The 19676-nt window shown below is 65.4% G+C and carries 20 protein-coding genes and 1 pseudogene; 11 read left to right on the forward strand and 10 right to left on the reverse strand.

The features are described from left to right. The first annotated feature begins 710 nt into the window (after positions 1-710). A complete protein-coding gene (locus B7G53_RS18665; protein WP_096670498.1) occupies positions 711-1379 on the forward strand; it encodes a cysteine hydrolase family protein in 669 nt (222 codons plus the stop codon). 9 nt (positions 1380-1388) lie between these two features. After that, positions 1389-2117, forward strand: coding sequence for a GntR family transcriptional regulator (locus B7G53_RS18670; RefSeq protein WP_096670500.1), 729 nt, complete (start codon positions 1389-1391; stop codon positions 2115-2117). A 64-nt stretch (positions 2118-2181) separates the two neighbouring features. On the opposite strand, the pseudogene B7G53_RS18675 reads toward B7G53_RS18670, so the two are convergent. The 5 genes and pseudogenes from B7G53_RS18675 to B7G53_RS18695 form a co-directional block, all read right to left on the reverse strand. Next, positions 2182-3416 (reverse strand): annotated as a pseudogene (locus B7G53_RS18675) (ATP-binding cassette domain-containing protein). Between the two features lie 109 nt (positions 3417-3525). Further along, complete coding sequence (locus tag B7G53_RS18680) at positions 3526-3690, reverse strand: rubredoxin (protein ID WP_096670502.1); 165 nt, start codon at positions 3688-3690, stop codon at positions 3526-3528. Between the two features lie 48 nt (positions 3691-3738). After that, entirely contained in the window at positions 3739-4497 is a 759-nt protein-coding gene (locus B7G53_RS18685; protein ID WP_096670504.1) for a cytochrome b/b6 domain-containing protein, read from the reverse strand. Positions 4498-4514: 17 nt separating this feature from the next. Then, a complete protein-coding gene (locus B7G53_RS18690; protein ID WP_096670506.1) occupies positions 4515-5033 on the reverse strand; it encodes a diheme cytochrome c in 519 nt (172 codons plus the stop codon). Between the two features lie 30 nt (positions 5034-5063). After that, the gene (locus B7G53_RS18695) at positions 5064-5486 is read right to left on the reverse strand and encodes a DUF1924 domain-containing protein (RefSeq protein WP_096670508.1); all 423 of its coding nucleotides are present in this window, start codon (positions 5484-5486) and stop codon (positions 5064-5066) included. Positions 5487-5617: 131 nt separating this feature from the next. Here B7G53_RS18695 and B7G53_RS18700 point away from each other — a divergent pair, with 131 nt between their 5' ends. The 3 genes from B7G53_RS18700 to B7G53_RS18710 are packed head-to-tail and all read left to right on the forward strand — an operon-like array spanning position 5618 to position 8123. Continuing rightward, positions 5618-6013, forward strand: coding sequence for a PepSY domain-containing protein (locus tag B7G53_RS18700; RefSeq protein ID WP_141396390.1), 396 nt, complete (start codon positions 5618-5620; stop codon positions 6011-6013). A gap of 17 nt (positions 6014-6030) precedes the next feature. Then, positions 6031-6693 carry a response regulator transcription factor gene (locus tag B7G53_RS18705; RefSeq protein ID WP_096670510.1) on the forward strand — a complete coding sequence of 221 codons (663 nt, stop codon included), beginning with the start codon at positions 6031-6033 and terminating at the stop codon, positions 6691-6693. Next, positions 6690-8123: a sensor histidine kinase gene (locus B7G53_RS18710; RefSeq protein WP_096670512.1), complete on the forward strand. Its 1434-nt coding sequence runs from the start codon at positions 6690-6692 to the stop codon at positions 8121-8123. Before B7G53_RS18705 ends, B7G53_RS18710 begins: the two co-directional genes overlap by 4 nt. Here the strand turns inward: B7G53_RS18710 and B7G53_RS18715 are convergent. Continuing rightward, positions 8113-9000 carry an exodeoxyribonuclease III gene (locus tag B7G53_RS18715; RefSeq protein ID WP_096670514.1) on the reverse strand — a complete coding sequence of 296 codons (888 nt, stop codon included), beginning with the start codon at positions 8998-9000 and terminating at the stop codon, positions 8113-8115. The two genes, B7G53_RS18710 and B7G53_RS18715, sit on opposite strands and share 11 nt — an antisense overlap. A gap of 11 nt (positions 9001-9011) precedes the next feature. Between B7G53_RS18715 and pyrE the strand changes: the two genes are divergently transcribed. Further along, positions 9012-9779 (forward strand): orotate phosphoribosyltransferase, encoded by a 768-nt coding sequence (pyrE, locus tag B7G53_RS18720; RefSeq protein ID WP_096670516.1) that lies wholly within the window; start codon positions 9012-9014, stop codon positions 9777-9779. A gap of 20 nt (positions 9780-9799) precedes the next feature. Next, a complete protein-coding gene (locus tag B7G53_RS18725; protein ID WP_096670517.1) occupies positions 9800-10465 on the forward strand; it encodes a DUF4124 domain-containing protein in 666 nt (221 codons plus the stop codon). 84 nt (positions 10466-10549) lie between these two features. Here B7G53_RS18725 and gatB read toward each other — a convergent pair whose 3' ends face one another. From gatB to gatC, 3 genes are read right to left on the reverse strand one after another with little or no spacing between them, the layout of a single operon-like run. Then, complete coding sequence (gene gatB / locus B7G53_RS18730) at positions 10550-12031, reverse strand: Asp-tRNA(Asn)/Glu-tRNA(Gln) amidotransferase subunit GatB (protein ID WP_441339002.1); 1482 nt, start codon at positions 12029-12031, stop codon at positions 10550-10552. Positions 12032-12082: 51 nt separating this feature from the next. Beyond that, entirely contained in the window at positions 12083-13585 is a 1503-nt protein-coding gene (gatA, locus tag B7G53_RS18735; protein ID WP_096670521.1) for an Asp-tRNA(Asn)/Glu-tRNA(Gln) amidotransferase subunit GatA, read from the reverse strand. Next, positions 13582-13881, reverse strand: a complete 300-nt coding sequence (gatC, locus tag B7G53_RS18740) for an Asp-tRNA(Asn)/Glu-tRNA(Gln) amidotransferase subunit GatC (protein ID WP_096670523.1) — start codon at positions 13879-13881, stop codon at positions 13582-13584. Before gatC ends, gatA begins: the two co-directional genes overlap by 4 nt. A 260-nt stretch (positions 13882-14141) precedes the next feature. On the opposite strand from gatC, the gene B7G53_RS18745 reads away from it, so the two are divergent. From B7G53_RS18745 to mrdA, 4 genes are all read left to right on the forward strand, one after another. Continuing rightward, a complete protein-coding gene (locus B7G53_RS18745; RefSeq protein WP_077592290.1) occupies positions 14142-15185 on the forward strand; it encodes a rod shape-determining protein in 1044 nt (347 codons plus the stop codon). 78 nt (positions 15186-15263) lie between these two features. Beyond that, complete coding sequence (gene mreC / locus B7G53_RS18750) at positions 15264-16178, forward strand: rod shape-determining protein MreC (RefSeq protein WP_096670525.1); 915 nt, start codon at positions 15264-15266, stop codon at positions 16176-16178. Next, positions 16175-16693: a rod shape-determining protein MreD gene (gene mreD / locus B7G53_RS18755; RefSeq protein WP_096670527.1), complete on the forward strand. Its 519-nt coding sequence runs from the start codon at positions 16175-16177 to the stop codon at positions 16691-16693. The genes mreC and mreD overlap by 4 nt, the downstream gene beginning before the upstream one ends. Positions 16694-16726: 33 nt before the next feature. Beyond that, positions 16727-18763, forward strand: coding sequence for a penicillin-binding protein 2 (gene mrdA / locus B7G53_RS18760; RefSeq protein WP_096670529.1), 2037 nt, complete (start codon positions 16727-16729; stop codon positions 18761-18763). 13 nt (positions 18764-18776) lie between these two features. Here mrdA and B7G53_RS18765 read toward each other — a convergent pair whose 3' ends face one another. Further along, positions 18777-19535 carry a TSUP family transporter gene (locus B7G53_RS18765; RefSeq protein WP_096670531.1) on the reverse strand — a complete coding sequence of 253 codons (759 nt, stop codon included), beginning with the start codon at positions 19533-19535 and terminating at the stop codon, positions 18777-18779. Positions 19536-19676 lie beyond the last annotated feature (141 nt).

A 19676-nucleotide genomic window follows, 5' to 3' on the forward strand; every position in this document is an offset into this window, starting at 1 on the left:
ATCTCCAGGCCGATGGTTTCTACGATGCTTTCTTCTGCCATCATCACTTCATGCGGCTCAACATGAAGACCCTCATCGATTCCAATTAACCGGCCAAGGTGTTTCCTATGTCTCCGAACACCTGTTTCCCATGTCTCCTGTCTATACACTTCGCCAAAGAAACCTAAGGAAAAGAAAGGCGACCCGATGGTCCGGGTCCCTCCGCTTCGCTACGGGCAATCTGCGGTGCTCGCCGAAAGTGGGGTCTAGCTCGAACTCGCCTTCGGCTCAGACAATCGCTCGCCCTGATCCACTTTCGGCTGCGCTCCTCGGCCCGGCCCGACGGGTGGGACAGACGAATACCAATGCGGGTGCGGGGAGGCGAGGACGCGCTTCGCGCGTCCTCGCCGGAGCCCGATCCCTTACCCGAATCCGCTCCAACCCCCCTTCTGGCTGCGCCGAGGAGCGGAGGTCCAGCCGGATCAGGGCGAGCGATTGTCTGAGCGTAGCGAGTTCGAGCTCGACCCCGGCTGGACCGAGCACCGCAGGTTGCCCCGGAGCGCAGCGCAGGGGTCGCAGACAGCAGGGGCGCCTTTTCTTTGCTTACTTTCTTTTGGCGAGACAAAAGAAAGTGAGTAGCCGCCGGGCTACCCCCGGCTTGCCCGAAGCACTGGCTAAGTTGGCACTGGCAAATACGCCAGCGGCAGCATGAAACCAACACCCAATCCACCATGCAACTAGACCAAGCCCAACCCTTCCCCTACACCTTCGAGCTGGCGTCCACCGCCCTCGTCATCATCGACATGCAGCGCGACTTCATCGAGCCCGGCGGCTTTGGCGAAAGTCTGGGCAACGACGTGTCGCTGCTGTCCGCCATCGTGCCGGCTTGCAAGGCCGTCCTCACCGCCTGGCGCACGGCCGGCGGGTTGGTGGTGCACACACGCGAGGCGCACCGGGCCGATCTGGCCGATTGCCCGCCTGCCAAGCGCAACCGGGGCAATCCTTCGCTGCGTATTGGTGATCCCGGGCCCATGGGCCGCATTCTCGTGGCCGGTGAGCCCGGCAACCAGATCATCGCTGCGCTGGCGCCGCTGTCCGGCGAGATTGTCATCGACAAACCCGGCAAGGGCGCGTTCTACGCCACGCCGCTGCATGAGCTGCTGCAGCAGGCCGGCATCACGCACTTGGTGTTCATGGGTGTCACCACCGAGGTCTGTGTGCAGACCTCCATGCGCGAAGCCAACGACCGCGGCTACGACAGCCTGCTGCTGGAAGACTGCACCGAGAGTTACTTCCCGGCCTTCAAGGCGGCGGCGGTGGAGATGATGCGGGCGCAGGGCGCCATCGTCGGCTGGACTGCTGCGAGCGGCCAGCTGCTGCCCTTGCTGCAAGACTGCTAGAGTTCCGCCATGCACACCGCTTCCCGCTCTTTGCCTGCCCTTGCCGAGGCGCCTGCCCACCGCTCGCGCGCCGACGAGGTGTACGAACAGCTCAAGCGCGATGTGTCCGAGTTCAAGCTGGTGCCGGGTGACCGCTTCACCGAAACCGAAATCAGCGAACGCCTGGGGGTGTCACGCACGCCAGTGCGGCAGGCGCTGTTCCGGCTGCAGCATGAAGGTTTTGTCGAGGTGCTGTTTCGCAGCGGCTGGCGTGTGTTGCCCTTTGACTTCAACCAGTTCGAGGAGCTTTATGACCTGCGCATGGTGCTGGAAACCACCGCGGCGCACCGCCTGTGTGAAGACGCCCTGAAGGTCAACCCGGCGCTGCTGGACGACCTGGCCGCGATCTGGCTGGTCAGCCCCGAGCAGCGCAGCAGCGATACGGTGCAGGTCGCGCAGTGGGATGAGGCCTTTCACTGCGCGCTGGTGGCGGCGGCCGGCAATGCCGAGATGGCCCGTGTGCACCGCGACGTGACCGAGCGCATCCGCGTGATCCGCCGGCTCGACTTCACCAAGCAGCCGCGCATCGATGCGACCTATGAAGAACACGCCAAGATCCTCAAGGCGATCCAGCGCCGGCGCGGCGACCAGGCGGCCCTGCTGCTGCGCGCCCACATCCAGGCCAGCCAGGCCGAGGTGCGCAAGATCACCCTGCACCAGGTGCACCTGGCACGCCAGCTGGGCCAGGCGATGCGGTAGGTCCGCTCGCCCGAAAATTCAGATAAAAACCGGCTCCAGCCCCTATGGTTTGGGCGCCATCAGCTCACATATCCATAGCATCCGGAGGCGGCAGCACTGCTTCCTCCTCATCCGGCAACGGCTCCGTAGCGCGGCGCAGATCCGGCCGTTCGCCGATCTGCTGGCGCCACATCGCGTAATACAGGCCCTTGCGCTCCAGCAGCGCGCCATGGTCACCGCTTTCGACGATGCGTCCCTTCTCCAGCACGAAGATGGTGTTGGCATGCATGATGGTCGAGAGCCGGTGGGCGATCAGCAGCGTGATCTGGCTGCTGCGCGCCGACACGCGCCGCACGGTGTCGGTGATCTGCTCTTCGGTGATGGAGTCGAGCGCCGAGGTGGCCTCGTCGAAAATCAGCAGCCGTGGTTGCCGGATCAGCGCGCGCGCAATCGACAGGCGCTGCTTTTCGCCGCCGGACAGCTTGATGCCCATCTCGCCGATCTGCGTGTCCAGGCCCCGGGCGACTTGTCCAGCAGGTAGGCACAGGAGGCCTGCTCCATCGCCGCCACAATTTCCGCATCGGTGGCGTCGGCTTTCACGAACTGCATGTTGTCGCGGATGGTGCCGGCAAACAGGTGCGTCTCCTGGGTCACGAAGCCGATCTGCCGGCGCGCCTCGTTGTAGCGCAGCTCCCGCGTCGAGATGTCGTTGTAGAAGACCTCGCCGCTGGCCGGTGTGTACAGGCCCACCAGCAGTTTCACCAGCGTCGATGTGCGGCTCAGCAGCCCGGTCAGCCCGCCCATCACCAGCACACCCACCAGGAACACCGGCACCAGCAACCAGTGGGTGGTGATGGCGTACCAGCAGAGAAAGCCCATGCCGACCAGCGCGGCAAACACGGTGTTGATGAAGATGTTGATGAAGCGTTCGCAGTCGGCGCGCACTTTCTGCAGCAGCGACAGGGTCTCCCCGCTGCGCAGGTCCTCGAACTCCTGGAACTTCAGGCGCAGCACCTGGCGCAGCCCGTCGTTGAAGATCTGCGTGCCGAAGCGCTGCACCACCAGCCGTGTCACATACTCCTGCAGCGCCCTGGCCAGCCGCGACAACACGGCGACCACCACCGCCAGGCCGAGCAGCCAGAGCACGCCCGACACCCGCTGCTCATCGGACATGCCGGGGTGGCCGACCGCATAACCGTCGATGATCTTGCCGAAAATGATCGGATCGACCAGGGCCAGCACCTGACTGATGGCCGCCAGCAGCAGCGCCAGCGCCGCCAGCGCGCGGTGCGGACGCAGGTAGGTCCAGAGGATGTGCATGGCATCAGTTTAAAGAAGATCGAACGCCTCCTCTTCTTGCTACTTCTCGCTTCTTCTCACCTCTTCTTTGTACAGGTGTCGCGCAACCAGGCCGCTGGCTGGGTGGTGTTCAGACCAGCACCATGGTGAAGTCGGCCTTGCCGACATTGCATTCCGGGCAGACCCAGCCGGCGGGCACCGCGGCCCAGGGCGTTCCCGGGGCGATGCCGTCTTCGGGCCGGCCGGCCGCCTCGTCATAGATGAAACCGCAGACGACACACATGTAGACGTTCATGAATTCCTCACTGGGGATAATTTTTGGAGAGACAGGAAACGGGCCTTGTCAGTCGTCATCGTGGGCCTGTCCGGCCGCCGGGCTGCTGCCCCAGGCCCTGGCCGGGATCAGTCCGTGACTCGACTGCTGCCACTCCCAGGCACCGAAGGCCAGCACGGCGAGCAGCAGCAGGGCGGCCAGCCAGACGCGGTTCTTCTGCACCAAGTCCGGCCCCTTGCCGTCGATCCGGCCGGTCAGCATGGGCAGGGCCTGGTTTTTGCGCCTTAGCAGGCTCAGGCCCGCGATCAGCGCCAGGTGGGCCAGCACGACAAACAGAAACGCCTCACCGAAAAATTCGTGGACCTCTTCCAGCCAGTCGCCGCCGAGGAAGTCGCCCCAGTCGTTGTAGGTGGCATAACCGCTGAGCGTCAGCGGCACCACCATCAGCAGCAGGGCCACCACGGCCAGCGCCATCAGCAGGTTCTGGCCCTGCCGCCAGTTGATGCCGGCCAGCGACCGGCTTTGCGTGAGCGAGCGCAGCCAGGCCGGCGCGCCGGCCAGCTTGCGCCACATCAGGCCCAGGCCCGCCGGGCGCGGACCCAGCAGTCCGTACAACACACGAAACACCAGCAGGCCGGCCATGGTGTAGCCGAGCGTGACATGCAGCAGCCGCCAGCTTTCGCCGTCAGCCGTCACATAGGCGCCCAGAAAACTCAGCGCAAACAGCCAGTGGAACATGCGTGTGGGCGCGTCGGTCACCCGGCGGCCCGGCGCGGCCGCTGCGGGCGCGGCTTGGGTGGTGGTGGAAATGGCGGGGGTGGCATGCATGGGGGTTCTCCTTGGGGTCAGTCGTTCCAGGCCCGGCGGTAACGGGCGTCCAGCCCGGCCGGGAAGCGGATGTTGTCGTCGTTGAAGTCGCCCTTGTCGGCCGCGGTGTGGCAGGCCGCGCAGTTGGCCGCGCTCTTGACGCTGGCATGTTTCCAGACGGCCGGATCGACCTTGCGGTGTTTGCGTTCAAACCAGGCCGAGCGCGTGATGCGGTCCTGCGGCGGCTCTTCCGCCACGCGTTTGTAGGTGCCTGCGTTGACCTTCAGCCAGCTGCTCAGCTGTTGCACCGTGGCCGCGTCCAGCGAGGCGTCGGTGCCGTAGTGTTTGTCCAGGCCGGTCATGATGCGTTGCCAGGAGCGGGCCGGCAGCAGACCCGGCGGATAGGCGGTGTGGCAGGCCGCGCACTCCTGGGTGTAGGCCGCCGGCACGTTGCCCGGCAGCAAACGGCTGCTGTCGGCCCGGACCAGGGCGGGCAGCGCAGCGAGGGCAAAGGTGGCGGCGATCAGCAGGCCGCGGGCGGTGGGGAGGGTGTTCATGAAAAAACTCCGGTGGGCGGACGGCACGGCTCAGGGCTTGAGGCTGTTGAGGTAGGCCAACAGATCGGCCTTTTCGCCAGCGCTGCATTCGCGGCTCAGCACGTCCTTGCAGTTGCGGCGGAACCACTTGTCCACCTTGGCGGTGTCGGTGAAAGCCTTGGGGTTGAACGCCGGGGCCAGCGGGGCAATCGACTTGCCGGTACTGGCATGTTTGCCCTGCGCCGTGGGTGGTGTGCCGTGGCAGGAGGCGCAGGACCATTCACCGCCGTGTTTGGCGGTAAAAAATGCCCGGCCCTTGTCGGCATTGCCGGGGGTTCCGGCCTGGGCGCTCCAGTGGCTGAGCTGCTGCGCCGGCGTGGTGTCGCCCGCCTGGCTGGTGGCGGGCAGGAACGCACTGGCCAGCATGGCGGCCAGCAGGGCGGCTGCGGGAAAGGGGCGGCGGATCAGGGTCATGGCTGGGCTTTCTGCGTTTCGGGTGGAGGGGCTCTTGCAGGAGATGGGAGGTAGTTTTGGCGAAGGCGCTTGAACCTTTCCTGAAGACGCCGTTCATCTGCGGTTCACAATGGCTGCAGCACAATCACGCCATGACCTCCGTCCAGCCTTTCCTCCTGACCGGCCAGCGCCGCCATTCGCGGCCGGGCGGGCTGGGGGTGCTGGCGCTGCTGGCTGTCAGCCTGGCGCTGCAGCCGGCCTGGTCCGGCAGCAAGGACGACCACAACCGTGCGCGCCAGGCGGTGCAGGCCGGCCAGGTGCTGCCGCTGCGCAGCGTGCTGGAACGGCTGGAGCGCGAGCACCCGGGCCAGGTCATGGAAGTCGAACTGGAGCAGGAAGAGGGCCGCTGGATCTACGAAGTCAAGCTGCTGCAGCCGCAGGGCCAGCTGGTCAAGCTCAAGCTGGACGCCCGGACCGCCACCCTGTTGCCCGGCAAGGGCAGCAGCAAAAGCGACGAGCGCCGCAGCGGCCGTGACAAGCGTCCCTGACACCCCATTGCCAGCCCATGCGCATCCTCCTGGTTGAAGACGAACCCACGCTGCGCGCCCAGCTGCGTGCCGGCCTGGTGGAAGCCGGCTATGCAGTGGACGAGGCCGACAACGGCCGCGACGCCCACTTTCTCGGAGACACCGAAGCCTTCGATGCTGTCGTGCTTGACCTGGGCCTGCCGGTGCTCGACGGCCTGACCGTGCTCAAGCGCTGGCGCGACGGCGGGCGAACGATGCCGGTGCTGATCCTGACGGCGCGCGACAACTGGCACGAGAAAGTGGCCGGCATCGACGCCGGGGCCGATGACTACCTCACCAAACCTTTCCACATGGAAGAGCTGCTGGCACGGGTGCGCGCGCTGATCCGCCGCGCCAGCGGCCTGGCCTCGGCGGTGCTGCAGTGCGGCGCGCTGGCGCTGGACACACGCAGCGGTCGCGTCACGCTGGCCGGCCGGCCCGTGAGCCTGACCAGCCATGAGTACAAGGTGCTCGATTACCTGATGCACCGCCCGGGCGCGGTGGTGTCGCGCACCGAACTCACCGAGCACATTTACGCCCAGGATTTCGAGCGCGACTCCAACACCATCGAGGTGTTTGTGGGCCGCCTGCGCCGCAAGCTGCCGCCCGAACTGATCGAAACCGTGCGCGGGCTGGGTTACCGGCTGGTGCCGCCGCCATGAGCCTCTGGCGCCGGGCCAGCTCGCTGCGTTTTCGGCTGCTGGCCGCGACGCTGGTGGCGCTGGCGCTGGCGCTGCTGCTGGCGGGCGTGCTGCTCAGCGGCCTGTTTCGCGACCACGTGATGCGGCAGTTCGAGGCGGCCCTGACGCAGCAGCTCGACCAGCTCACCGCCCGGCTCGAATTTGATGCCGCCGGCCAGCCGCTGATCGACCCCCTGGCCCTGTCCGACCCGCGCTGGCAAAAACCCTATTCGGGGCTGTACTGGCAGCTGGACCGCACCACCGCCGACGGCCGGTCCCGCGCGGGCGTGCTGCGCTCGCGCTCGCTGTGGGACACCAGCCTGCCGCTGCGCGCCGACGAACTGGCCGATGGCGCGGTGCATGTGCACCGGGGCAGGGGCCCGCTGGACGCCCCGCTGCTGATCCTGGAGCGCAAGGTGAGCATCGCCGAACAGCCCGATGCCCGTTGGCGTGTCGTGGTCGCGGCCGACATGCAGGAAGTCACCGTGGCCGTGGACAGCTTCAACGGGGTGATGGCCGCTTCGCTGGCGGTGCTGTTGGTGTTGCTGGTGCTGGCGGCGCTGGCGCAGGTGGCGGTGGGGCTGTCGCCGCTGCGCGCCATGCAGCGCGCGCTGGCCGACGTGCATGAAGGGCGGACGCAGCGCCTGCAGGGCCGTTTCCCCACCGAAGTGCAGCCCCTGATCGACGATTTCAACGACGTGCTCGACCGCAACACCGAGGTGGTGGCGCGCGCGCGCACCCAGGCGGGCAACCTGGCCCATGCGCTCAAGACGCCGCTGTCGGTGCTGGACCAGGCCGCGGCCGGGCCCCTGGCGGCGCAGGGCAGCGAGCTGGCCCGGCTGGTGAAGGAACAGGTCGGGCTGTCACGCCGCCACATCGACTGGCACCTGGCCCGCGCCCGCGTGGCCGCCACCCAGCGCCTGCCTGGCCAGCGCACTGCGCTCGGGCCGGTGCTGGCCGGCCTGGTGCGGGTGATGGAACGGGTTCATGCCGCAAGAGGCCTATCCATCACCGTGCTGGCTGCCGATGTGCCGCTGTTTTTCGCCGGCGAGGAGCAGGATCTGCAGGAAATGCTGGGCAATCTGCTGGACAACGCCTGCAAATGGGCACATTCAAGCGTGACGGTCCATGCCGAACCCGTCATGGGCAGTGCGCCGCAGCAGATGCAGATCCATATCGAGGACGATGGACCGGGCATTGACGCCGGACACCTCGCTTCGGTGGTCGCCCGGGGCGTGCGCCTGGACGAGTCGGTGCCCGGCACGGGCCTGGGCCTGGCCATCGTGCAGGACCTGGTCGGCCTGTACGGCGGTGCGCTCAGCTTGCAACCCGCCGCCCGCGGCGGGTTGCGTGCTACCTTGTGCCTGCCGGCGGCCATGGTGCCTGGCGCCACGGCAGGGGTCAAAGCGTGAGGGCGTAGTCCACCGTGATAGGCGCGTGGTCTGAAAAGCGCTGGGTTTTGTAAATCGTTTCGCTTTGGGCCAGGGCCGCCACGGCCGGTGTGGCCAGGTGGTAGTCGAGCCGCCAGCCGACATTTTTCGCATAGGCCTGGCCGCGGTTGCTCCACCAGGTGTAGGCCGCGTCGGTGGCCGTGGGCTGCAGCTTGCGGTACACATCAACCATGCCGCCGCCGCGTGTGGCTTTCACGGTGGGCTGGCCGGTGCCTTCCGTGAGTTCCTCGAGGGCCTCTTCGGCCTCTTCGGCCACCTCGGCATCGCGCAGCAGCTCCGTCATCCAGGCGCGCTCCTCGGGCAGAAAGCCGCTGTTCTTTTTGTTGCCCTTGAAGTTTTTCAGGTCGATCTCCTGGTGCGCAATGTTGATGTCGCCGCACAGCACGAAGTCGCGTGTTTCCTTCAGGCTCGCCAGGTAGGGGTAGAACTCCGCGAGAAAGCGGAACTTGGCCGCCTGCCGCTCCTCACCGGAGGAGCCGCTCGGAAAGTAGCAGCTGATGATGGACAGCTTGGGCGCCTGCTTGCGGCCGGGGCGGTCGAAGCGCAGCTCCACATAACGGCCTTCGGCGTCGAATTCGGTCGAACCGTAACCGGTGATCACGTCGCTGGGCTCGTGGCGGGTGTAGATGGCAACGCCGGAGTAGCCCTTTTTCTCGGCGAAGTGAAAGTGGCCCTTGAGCCCGGCGATCTCCTCGAAACGGCCGGCCACGTCGGCCGCCTGGGCCTTGAGCTCCTGCACGCAAATACAATCCGGTTGGGTCTGGGCCACCCACTCCGGCATGCCTTTGGTGGCGGCAGAGCGGATGCCATTGAGGTTCAGGCTGGTTAATTTAAACAAGGACATCTCCAATGAGCACCCCAACGGTCACGCCAGGGCAAAAACAGAACAACAGCAGCCCAACCGCCGAAGACGGCCGACTGGCGCAGGAATTCGTGCAGTTCGCCATCGAGTCGGGTGTGCTGCGTTTTGGCGAGTTCAAGACCAAGGCCGGGCGCCTGAGCCCCTACTTTTTCAATGCGGGGCTGTTTGACGACGGTGCCAAATTGGGCCGGCTCGCGCAATTTTATGCGCGCGGCCTGCTGCTCGAGGAGAAAACGCGCGGCCTGCAGTTCGACATGATTTTTGGCCCGGCCTACAAGGGCATTCCGCTGGCAGCGGCGGTCGCCGTGGAACTCGCCCGGCTGGGCCGCAACGTGCCCTTTGCCTACAACCGCAAGGAAGCCAAGGACCATGGCGAAGGCGGCACCCTGGTCGGCGCGCCGGTCAGGGGGCGGGTGCTGATCATCGACGACGTGATTTCGGCCGGCACCGCCACGCGCGAGTCGATCGCCATCATCCGGGCGGCCGGGGCGACGCCTCACGCGGTGGCGATCGCGCTGGACCGCCAGGAAAAAGCCACGGAGAACGGCCAGGACGTTAACTACAGCGCCGTGCAATATGTTACGAATCAGCTGGGACTTCACGTTTTCGCGATTGCCCGCTTGACCGACTTGCTGCAGTATCTGTCTGAAGCGAGTCGTGCCCCGCAAGATGCTGCGCAACTGGCCGCCGGCGATTCGCTTCAGACCCATTACCAGCATGTGCTGGCCTACCGACAGCGCTACGGCGTGGATTAAGGACCTTCTTGGCGATACAAATGCATGTTCAGACGATAGCCGCTGTGGCCTGGATCGCGCTGGCGGCCGGCCTGTGCAGCATCGCCCAGGCCCAGGGCATTTACAGCTGCGTCGACGCGGCGGGCCGGAAGATCACCGCCGACCGGCCGATTGCCGAATGTATTGACCGTACGCAGCGGCAAATCAATCCTTCGGGCACGGTCAAACGTGTCGTGGGGCCTTCGCTGACCGCGCAGGAACGGACCGTGCAGGAACAGAAAGACAAGGTGGCCGCCGAAGTGCGGTCCCGCGAGGCGGAGGAAAAGCGCCGCGACCGGGCCCTGCTGCTGCGTTACCCCAGCCGGGCCGTGCACGACAAGGAGCGCGCCGAGGCGCTGGACCAGATCGACGCGGTCATCAGTGCCGCCAGCAAGCGAACGACCGAACTGGTCGGCCAGCGCAAGGCCATCGATGCCGATTTCGAGTTTTACAAATCCGATCCATCCCGGGCGCCGGCCTCGCTCAAGCGCCGGCTCGAGGAAAACGACAGCAGCGTGGCGGTGCAGAAACGTTTTATCGCCGACCAGGAGGGGGAGAAAAAACGCGTCAACCTGCGTTTCGATGAAGAGCTGGGCAAGCTCAAGCAGCTGTGGGCGATGGGCGGTGCGGTGCCCGACGCGGCGGCAGCGTCGACTGCCAGGAAGTAGGCGTTAAAAGGGCTTCCAGCCCCTGTCGGCATTGTGGAATATGCTACCTTTTTGGTAGCAATTCGCCGCTGCTCCCGCCACGCTTCAGCCCAGCTTTTTCTTCAGCAGTTCATTGACCTGGGCGGGGTTGGCCTTGCCCTTGGTGGCCTTCATGGCCTGGCCGACCAGGGCGTTGAAGGCCTTGGCATTGCCAGCGCGGACTTCTTCGACGTTTTTGGCGTTGGCGGCCAGCACGTCGGCTATGATTTTTTCCAGTTCACCGGTGTCGCTCATTTGTTTGAGGCCTTTGGCCTCGATCAGCGCATCCACGTCCTGGCCTTCGCCGGTCCAGAGGGCGTCGAACACTTGCCTGGCAGCGTTGTTGGAAACCGTGCCATCGGCAATGCGCGAGATCAGTTGGCCCAGTTGCCGTGCGCTGATGGCCGAAAGCTCGATCCCCTTGTCTTCGGCGTTCAGGCGGCGCGACAACTCGCCCATCACCCAGTTGCTGGCCAGCTTGGGTTGTTGGCTGGTAGCCGCCACGGCCTCGAAATACGCGGCCACAGCCTTGCTTTGGGTGAGCTGGCCGGCATCGTACTCGGGCAGGCCGTAGTCCTTCACAAAACGCGCGGCCATCACGCGCGGCAACTCCGTCATCTCCGAGCGAACCTGCTCCACCCACTCGCGCGAAACCACGAGCGACGGCAGATCGGGGTCGGGAAAGTAGCGGTAGTCCGCCGCGTCTTCCTTGGTGCGCATGGAACGTGTTTCGCCGGTGTCCGGGTCGAACAGCACGGTGGCCTGCTGGATCGCATGGCCGTCCTCAAGCTGCTCGATCTGCCAGCGCACTTCATAGTCGATCGCCTGCTGCATGAACTTGAAGCTGTTCAGGTTCTTGATCTCGCGGCGCGTGCCGAGCTCGGCGCCGGGCTTGCGCACCGAGACGTTGGCATCGCAGCGGAAGCTGCCTTCCTGCATGTTGCCGTCGCAGATGCCAATCCAAGTCACGATCTTGTGCAGCTCCTTGGCATAAGCCACGGCTTCCGCCGAGGAGCGCATGTCGGGCTCGGTCACGATTTCCAGCAGCGGCGTGCCGGCGCGGTTCAGGTCGATACCGCTCATGCCGATGAAATCTTCATGCAGCGACTTGCCGGCGTCTTCTTCCAGGTGGGCGCGCACCAGGCGCACCGTTTTCTTTTCCAGAGCCTGTCCTGAGCCCGACGAAGGAAGGAAAAACTCCACTGTGCCGCCCTGCACCACCGGTATCTCGAACTGGCTGATCTGGTAACCCTTGGGCAGGTCGGGGTAGAAATAGTTCTTGCGTGCGAACACGCTGCTCTCGGCAATGTGCGCATTGACGGCCAGGCCGAACTCGATGGCGCGTTGCACCGCGCCCTTGTTCATCACCGGCAGCGCGCCGGGCAGCGCAAAGTCCACCGCGGACGCTTGCGTGTTCGGCTCGGCGCCGAACGCGGTCGAGGCGCGGCTGAAAATTTTGGACTTGGTGGTCAGCTGGGTGTGGGTCTCGAAGCCGATGATGACTTCATAACCCTGCACCAGCGGCCCGGTGGGTCGGCCGGCCTGCATCTGGGCGAAGGAGTTCACGGGGGGTGGAGTCTGGCTCATGGTCGGAATCACTCAAATGCCTGTGGGCTGGCGCAGGTGCCAGTCGGTCGCCAGCTGGAACTGGTGCGCGGTGCCCAGCAACTGTGCTTCCTTGAAATAGTTGCCGATCAGCTGCAGGCCGACCGGCATGCCGCCTTCGCCAAACCCGGCCGGCACACTCATGCCGGGCAGGCCCGCCAGGCTGGACGACAGCGTGTAGATGTCGGCCAGGTAGTTGGCGACCGGGTCGTCGGACTTTTCGCCGATCTTCCAGGCCACCGTGGGCGACACCGGGCCGGCGATGATGTCGCACTGCGTGAAGGCTTTCTGGAAGTCTTCGGCGATCAGGCGGCGGATTTTCTGCGCCTTCAGGTAATACGCGTCGTAATAACCATGCGACAGCACATAGGTGCCGATCATGATGCGGCGTGTCACTTCGTCGCCAAAACCTTCGCTGCGCGACTTCTTGTACATGTCGGTCAGGTCGGTATAAGCGGCGGCCCTGTGTCCATACCGCACGCCGTCAAAACGGCTCAGGTTGCTGCTGGCCTCGGCCGGCGCAATCACGTAATACACCGGGATGGACAGCTCGGTCAGCGGCAGGCTCACGTCCACCAGCGTCGCGCCCAGCTTCTCGAACTCGGCCAGCGCGCTGCGCACGGTTTTCAGCACATCGGCCGAACAGCCGGCGCCGAAAAACTGCGCGGGCAACCCAATTCTCAAGCCTTTCAGGGGGGTGGCGCCCGTGGTTGCTGCGCTGGTTGCTATCAAATCAGTAGCGTAGTCGAGCGCCGGCAGGTCCAGCGAGGTCGAGTCGCGGTCTGGGTCCGGCCCGGCCATGCTGGACAGTAGCAGGGCGCAGTCGAGCGCGCTGCGTGCCATCGGGCCGGCCTGGTCCAGGCTGGAGGCAAACGCCACCATGCCGTAACGCGAGCAGCGGCCATAGGTCGGCTTGATGCCGGTGATGCCGGTCAGCGCGGCCGGCTGGCGGATGGAGCCGCCGGTGTCGGTGCCGGTGGCTGCCGGCACCAGCCGCGCCGCCACGGCCGCGGCCGAGCCGCCCGAGGAGCCGCCCGGCACGCGGGTGGTGTCCCAGGGGTTCTGCACGGGCCGGTAGGCGCTGTTGTCGTTGCCCGAACCCATGGCGAACTCGTCGCAGTTGAGCTTGCCCAGGTTCACCATGCCGGCGCCTTGCGGCCCCAGCTTGCTCACAACGGTGGCGTCAAACGGGCTGCGGTAGTTTTCCAGCATCTTCGAGCCGGCGGTGGTCGGGAAGTCGCGCGTGACAAAAATATCCTTGTGCGCCAGCGGCACGCCCAGCAGGGGTGTGCGTTCGCCGGCGGCCAGGCGCGCATCGGCCGCCCGGGCCTGGGCCAGCGAGACGTCCGCATCGGTGGCCAGGAAAGCGCCCAGGCTGTCCTGCTGCTGGATGCGGCCGAGAAAGTGCTGCGTGACTTCCACGCTGGAGACTTCCCGGGCTGCCAGCTTCGCGGCCAGTTGGGCCACGCTCAAGTCATGCAAATCGGTGTGGCTCATTCGATCACCTTCGGCACCAGAAACAGGCCACGCTCGACGGCGGGGGCGCTTTTCTGGCTTTCCTCGCGCTGGTTGGGCTCGGTCACGACATCCTCGCGCAGCCTGAGGGCCACCTGGCCCAGAACCGCGGCAGGATGGGCCAGCGGTTCAACGCCTTCCGTGTTGACGGCGTCCATCTGTTCGACGAGGGCAAAAAAGCCGTTGAGCTGCCGGAGCGTGTGCTCGGTCTCGTCGGGGCGCAACTCCAGCCGCGCCAGGTTGGCGACGCGTGCGATGTCTTGGGATGTCAATGCCATGGGTAAAACAGGGGTCGAAACCAGGTGTAAAGATGAAACAATGGGCAGGGTGCCGCCCGGTGATTTACAGGGGATGCGTTATTATCCCGCCTTTGATGTGAAATCAGGGTTGGATGCACGCTTTAGGCGCGGTTTACGCTCTGGAATCAAGGTGTTGCCCCATTTCCCTGTCCATCGACTCTTTTTGACCACTCACAACAATCACAAACGGCGATAGAGCAACGAAGATTGTTCCATGCCCAAAACCGGACTCCCTCACCATGTTTGAAACATTTCGTCGGTACTTTTCCACCGACCTGGCGATTGACCTGGGTACCGCCAACACCCTGATTTTTGTGCGCGACCGCGGCATTGTGCTGGACGAGCCTTCCGTTGTTGCCATCCGCCACGAAGGTGGCCCGCAAGGCAAAAAAACCATCCAGGCCGTCGGCCACGAAGCCAAGGCCATGCTCGGCAAGGTCCCCGGCAACATCGAAGCCATCCGGCCGATGAAAGACGGCGTGATCGCCGACTTCACTGTCACCGAGCAGATGCTCAAGCAGTTCATCAAGATGGTGCACCCGCGCAGCTTCTTCAAGCCCAGCCCGCGCATCATCATCTGCGTGCCCTGCGGCTCGACCCAGGTCGAGCGCCGCGCGATCCGCGAAAGCGCCCTGGGCGCCGGCGCCAGCGACGTCTACCTGATTGAAGAGCCAATGGCCGCCGCCATTGGCGCCGGCCTGCCGGTTTCCGAAGCCAGCGGCTCCATGGTGGTCGACATCGGTGGCGGCACCACCGAAGTCGGCGTCATCTCGCTGGGCGGCATGGTCTACAAGGGCAGCGTGCGTGTCGGCGGCGACCGTTTCGACGAGGCCATCATCAGCTACATCCGCCGCAACTACGGCATGCTGATCGGCGAGCCGACGGCCGAAGCCATCAAGAAGAACATCGGTTCGGCCTTCCCCGGCTCCGAGGTCAAGGAGATGGAAGTCAAGGGCCGCAACCTGTCCGAAGGCGTGCCGCGCAGCTTCACGATCTCCAGCAACGAGATTCTCGAAGCCCTGACCGACCCCCTCAACAACATCGTCAGCGCCGTGAAAACCGCGCTGGAGCACACGCCGCCCGAACTCGGTGCCGACATCGCCGACCGCGGCATGATGCTGACCGGCGGCGGCGCGCTGCTGCGCGATCTGGACCGCCTGCTGGCCGAGGAAACCGGCCTGCCGGTGCTGGTGGCCGAAGACCCGCTGACCTGCGTGGTGCGCGGTTGCGGCATTGCGCTGGAGCGCATGGACCGCCTCGGCTCCATCTTCACCTCTGAATGAGCCAGGGCGCCGGGTGCGCATGACCGCCTGCACTGCGGCGCGCCAGTTCCGGACCTGCGGCCCGTTTGACACCTCACCATGCCTTTAGGAACCCTGGACCGCACACCGCCCCCGTTCTTCAAACAGGGGCCGTCGGCCTTGTCCAAGCTGATGTTTTTCAGCGCCCTGGCCCTGTTTTTGATGGTGGCCGACCTGCGCTTCAAGATCACCCAGCCGATCCGCGCGGCCGTGGCGACGGTGCTTTACCCCGTGCAGTGGCTGGCCCTGCAGCCGGTTCGTGCGGCGCAGCACGGCGGCGGTTATTTCACCGCGCTGAGCCAGGCCCGCACCAGCGAGGAAGTGGTCCGCCAGAAACTCGCGACCCAGTCGCTGCGCGCCAGCCAGGTCGAGCAGCTCGCTCTCGAAAATTCCCGCTTGCGAAAGCTGCTTGATCTGCGTGAACGGGCGGCCCTCACAGGTCAGGCCGCCCAGGTGCTTTACGACGCACCCGACCCCTACACCCGCAAGGTCATCATCGACAAAGGCCTGCTGCAGGGTGTGGCGCTCGGTTCGCCGGTGGTGGACGAGTCCGGTGTGCTGGGCCAGGTCACCCGCGTCCATCCCCTGGTCAGCGAGGTCACGCTGGTGATTGACCGCGAGCTGGCCATTCCCGTGCTCAACACCCGGACCGGTGCGCGCAGTGTGGCCTTCGGCGAGCCGACCACCCATGGCGGCGGGCTGGAGCTGCGTTTCATGGGCAGCAATTCGGATGTGCAGCAGGGCGACCTGCTGACGACCAGCGGTGTCGACGGCGTGTATCCGCCGGGCCTGCCGGTGGCGAAAATCGACCGGATAGAGCGCCGTGCCGAGTCCGCGTTTGCCCGGATTTACTGCACACCGCAGGCCCAGGTCAACGCGGCTGTCCATGTCATGGTGGTCAAGCCCTTGTCTGGCGAGAAGCTGCCTTCTGCCACCGCCGAGCCTGTGCCCGTCAAAAAAGGAGCCGGCAAATGATCATGCCCTCTGGCCAGCAATTGCTGCTGCCCGCCAACCCGGTGTTCATCTGGACCAGCCTGATCGCGGCCCTGTTGCTGGACATGCTTCCGCTCGGGCGGGTGCCCTGGATGCCGGATTTCCTGGCACTGGTGCTGGTGTTCTGGAACATCCACCAGCCGCAACGTGTGGGGATCGGCCTGGCCTTCATGTTCGGCTTGGGCATGGACGTGCACCAGTCGGCCCTGCTGGGCCAGCACGCGCTGGCCTACACCGCCCTGAGCTTTTTCGCGACCATGATCCATCGCCGCCTGCTGTGGTTCACGGTGCCCTCCCAGGCGCTGCAGATCCTGCCGCTGTTCGCGGTGGCGCACGGCGTTGAAATCACCATCCGCATGATCAGCGGCGGTGTGTTCCCCGGCTGGCTGCTGCTGCTGGCGCCGCTGGCCGAGTCCCTGCTGTGGCCGGTGATCAGCGTGATGCTGCTGGCGCCGCAACGCCGGGCACCGAATCCTGACCAGAATCGGCCATTGTGAACATGGCCCCCACGCCTGTAGAGTTGCACGCGCATGACTGAGCTGCGCAATGTCGAAGCCGATCTCTCGCGTTTTCGCGCGCGGGTGCTGGTGGCCGGGCTGGTCATCCTGTTCGCCTTCATGCTGCTGGCCGCCCGGCTGGTCTTCCTGCAGGTGGTGCGGCACGAGGATCTCAACGAACAGGCCGAGAGCAACCGCACTGCGGTTGTTCCCATCGTGCCCAACCGCGGCCTGATCCTCGACCGCAACGGTGTTGTGCTGGCCACCAATTATTCGGCGTATACGCTGGAGATCACGCCGTCCAGGGTGGCCGATCTGGAGGCAACCATCGAGGCGCTGGGGGGGCTGGTGGAGATCCATCCGCGCGACAAGCGCCGCTTCAAGAAGCTGCGCGAGGAGTCCCGCAATTTCGAATCGCTGCCGATCCGCACCCGGCTGACGGACGAGGAAGTGGCCCGTTTTGCGGCCCAGCGTTTCCGCTTCCCGGGGGTCGACATCAAGGCGCGGTTGTTCCGTAGCTACCCGTACGGCGAGCTGGCCAGTCATGTGGTCGGCTACATAGGACGCATCAACCGCGCGGAAAAGGAGCGGATCGAGGAGACCGACGAGCAAGGCAACTACCGCGGTACCGACTACATCGGCAAACTCGGCGTCGAGCAGAGTTTTGAAGCCCAGCTGCACGGCAACACCGGCGTCGAGCAGGTGGAAACATCGGCCGGTGGCCGCGCGGTACGCAAGCTGGCCAGCACGGCGGCGGTGCCTGGTGACACGGTGATGCTGTCCATCGACATCAAGCTGCAGAAGCTGGTGGAAGACATGTTTGGCGACAGGCGCGGTGCACTGGTGGCCCTGGACCCGTCCACCGGGCAAGTGCTGGCCTTCGTCAGCAAACCGACCTTCGATCCCAACCTGTTTGTCGATGGCATCGACAGCGAAAGCTGGCAGGCGCTCAACGAGTCGATCGACAAACCGCTGCTCAACCGCGCACTGCGCGGAACCTATCCGCCCGGCTCCACCTACAAACCCTTCATGGCGCTGGCGGCGCTGGAGTCCGGCAAGCGGCAACCCGGCAGCATCACCAATGACACCGGGTCCTGGATGTTTGGCGGCCACCAGTTCCGCAGCCACGGGGCGGGGCTCGGCCCGGTGGACATGCACCAGAGCATCGTCAAGTCGAGCAACGTCTATTACTACTCACTGGCCAACGACCTCGGCGTGGATGCCATGCACGACTTCATGAAGCCGCTCGGCTTCGGGCAGATCACCGGCATCGACATCAATGGTGAAGTGCGTGGCGTGCTGCCCAGCCAGGAGTGGAAGCGCAAGACCTACAAGCGGGCCGACCAGCAGAAATGGTACCCCGGGGAAACCATTTCCCTGGGCATCGGCCAGGGCTACAACGCGTTCACCATGCTGCAGCTCGCGCAGGCCACCGCCACGCTGGCAAACAACGGCGTGCGGCACAAACCGCAGCTGGTGATCGCCACGCAAAACCCGATGACGCGGGCCATCGAACCGATTGCGCCGCAGCCGGCGCAAAACCTGGGCTACAAGCCGGAGAACGTGGCGGTGATCCGCAAGGCGCTGGTCGGTGTCACGCAGGAGGGCACGTCGACCCGGGTGTTTGCGGGCGCCGGCTACCTCAGCGGCGGCAAGACCGGCACGGCCCAGGCGGTGGGCGTCGGCCAGAAAGACAGGTACGACGCCCGCAAGCTCGAGGAGCACAAGCGGGACCATGCCCTGTACATGGCTTTTGCGCCGGCCGACCATCCGAAAATTGCGCTGGCGGTGGTGGTGGAAAACGCGGGTTTCGGTGCGGCCCATGCGGCGCCCATTGCCCGGCGCGTGTTTGACTACATGCTGCTGGGGCAGTATCCCAATGAGGTCGACATGGCCGCCGTGCAAAAGGGGCTGGCCGCTGCGCCCATCGGCAAGCCGCGTCTGGCGGCGGAAATGACGGGCTTGCTGGCGGCCGGCGCCACGACAGCCGCCAACCCCGCCAAGGCGGCGGCAATCGCCGAAGCCCTCAGCAAGCTGCCGCCACCGGTGCCTTTGCCCGACCCCGACTAGCGCCGTTCTTGCGCTATTTCAGGAAAGCGTCGAAGCCGGTTTTCAGAATCAGTGCGCTGACCACCACGATAAACACCACACGCACAAAACCCGCGCCATGCTTGAGCGCCAGACGTGTCCCCAGCAGGCTGCCCACCACGTTGGCCAGCGCCATGGTCAGCGCAAAATGCCACCAGACGTGGCCCTTGTAGGCAAACAGCAGCAGGGCGGCCAGGTTGGTCGCCGTGTTGAGCAGCTTGGCTGAGGCCGAAGCCGTCAGGAAGTCGTAGCCCAGCCAGCGCACGAACAGGAAGACAAAAAAGCTGCCGGTGCCCGGGCCGAAAAAACCGTCGTAGAAACCCAGCAGGATACCGATGGTGCAGGCCGCCCAGGTTTCGGCGCGACCGGAAAACCGCGGTGCGTGGGTGCGCCCCAGGTCCTTGCGCACCAGGGTGTAGAGCAGCACGGCCAGCAGCACAAACGGCAGCACCTTGCGCAGAAAGCCCGGGGAAATCACGGTGACCAGCCAGGCGCCGGCGAACGAGCCGGCGAAACCGGCCAGCGCGGCCGGCAGCAGGGCGGCCCAACGCATGTCCACACGCCGGGCGTATTGCACGGTGGCCACCGCCGTGCCCCAGACGGATGCGCCCTTGTTCACGCCAAACAAGGTCGCCGGATGGGCGGTGGGAAACACGGCAAACAGGGCGGGCACCAGAATCAGCCCGCCGCCACCCACGATGGAATCCACAAAGCCCGCCAGCAGCGAGGCCAATGTCACGATCAGTAATTCCATTGGCGAATTGTCTCATTGGCCTCGCCGGCGGCGGGCTTCCGGTCTCGGCCCTGCATGGCGGGTGATCCAGAGCGGGCGGGCAAAAAAAAGCGCCGGGTTGACCGGCGCTTTGTAAAAAACATCTCTTCGGATGCCAATTCT

The organism is Polaromonas sp. AET17H-212, assembly GCF_002379085.1.
In the GTDB taxonomy this organism is placed as follows: domain Bacteria; phylum Pseudomonadota; class Gammaproteobacteria; order Burkholderiales; family Burkholderiaceae_C; genus Polaromonas.

Excerpts from the sequence above, each read along its gene's own strand:
- B7G53_RS18665 (WP_096670498.1), top strand. The coding sequence starts at position 711 with ATGCAACTAGACCAAGCCCAACCCTTCCCCTACACCTTCGAGCTGGCG.
- B7G53_RS18670 (WP_096670500.1), top strand. The coding sequence starts at position 1,389 with ATGCACACCGCTTCCCGCTCTTTGCCTGCCCTTGCCGAGGCGCCTGCC.
- B7G53_RS18680 (WP_096670502.1), bottom strand. The coding sequence starts at position 3,690 with ATGAACGTCTACATGTGTGTCGTCTGCGGTTTCATCTATGACGAGGCG.
- B7G53_RS18685 (WP_096670504.1), bottom strand. The coding sequence starts at position 4,497 with ATGCATGCCACCCCCGCCATTTCCACCACCACCCAAGCCGCGCCCGCA.
- B7G53_RS18690 (WP_096670506.1), bottom strand. The coding sequence starts at position 5,033 with ATGAACACCCTCCCCACCGCCCGCGGCCTGCTGATCGCCGCCACCTTT.
- B7G53_RS18695 (WP_096670508.1), bottom strand. The coding sequence starts at position 5,486 with ATGACCCTGATCCGCCGCCCCTTTCCCGCAGCCGCCCTGCTGGCCGCC.
- B7G53_RS18700 (WP_141396390.1), top strand. The coding sequence starts at position 5,618 with ATGACCTCCGTCCAGCCTTTCCTCCTGACCGGCCAGCGCCGCCATTCG.
- B7G53_RS18705 (WP_096670510.1), top strand. The coding sequence starts at position 6,031 with ATGCGCATCCTCCTGGTTGAAGACGAACCCACGCTGCGCGCCCAGCTG.
- B7G53_RS18710 (WP_096670512.1), top strand. The coding sequence starts at position 6,690 with ATGAGCCTCTGGCGCCGGGCCAGCTCGCTGCGTTTTCGGCTGCTGGCC.
- pyrE (WP_096670516.1), top strand. The coding sequence starts at position 9,012 with ATGAGCACCCCAACGGTCACGCCAGGGCAAAAACAGAACAACAGCAGC.
- B7G53_RS18725 (WP_096670517.1), top strand. The coding sequence starts at position 9,800 with ATGCATGTTCAGACGATAGCCGCTGTGGCCTGGATCGCGCTGGCGGCC.
- gatB (WP_441339002.1), bottom strand. The coding sequence starts at position 12,031 with ATGCAGGCCGGCCGACCCACCGGGCCGCTGGTGCAGGGTTATGAAGTC.
- gatA (WP_096670521.1), bottom strand. The coding sequence starts at position 13,585 with ATGAGCCACACCGATTTGCATGACTTGAGCGTGGCCCAACTGGCCGCG.
- gatC (WP_096670523.1), bottom strand. The coding sequence starts at position 13,881 with ATGGCATTGACATCCCAAGACATCGCACGCGTCGCCAACCTGGCGCGG.
- B7G53_RS18745 (WP_077592290.1), top strand. The coding sequence starts at position 14,142 with ATGTTTGAAACATTTCGTCGGTACTTTTCCACCGACCTGGCGATTGAC.
- mreC (WP_096670525.1), top strand. The coding sequence starts at position 15,264 with ATGCCTTTAGGAACCCTGGACCGCACACCGCCCCCGTTCTTCAAACAG.
- mreD (WP_096670527.1), top strand. The coding sequence starts at position 16,175 with ATGATCATGCCCTCTGGCCAGCAATTGCTGCTGCCCGCCAACCCGGTG.
- mrdA (WP_096670529.1), top strand. The coding sequence starts at position 16,727 with ATGACTGAGCTGCGCAATGTCGAAGCCGATCTCTCGCGTTTTCGCGCG.
- B7G53_RS18765 (WP_096670531.1), bottom strand. The coding sequence starts at position 19,535 with ATGGAATTACTGATCGTGACATTGGCCTCGCTGCTGGCGGGCTTTGTG.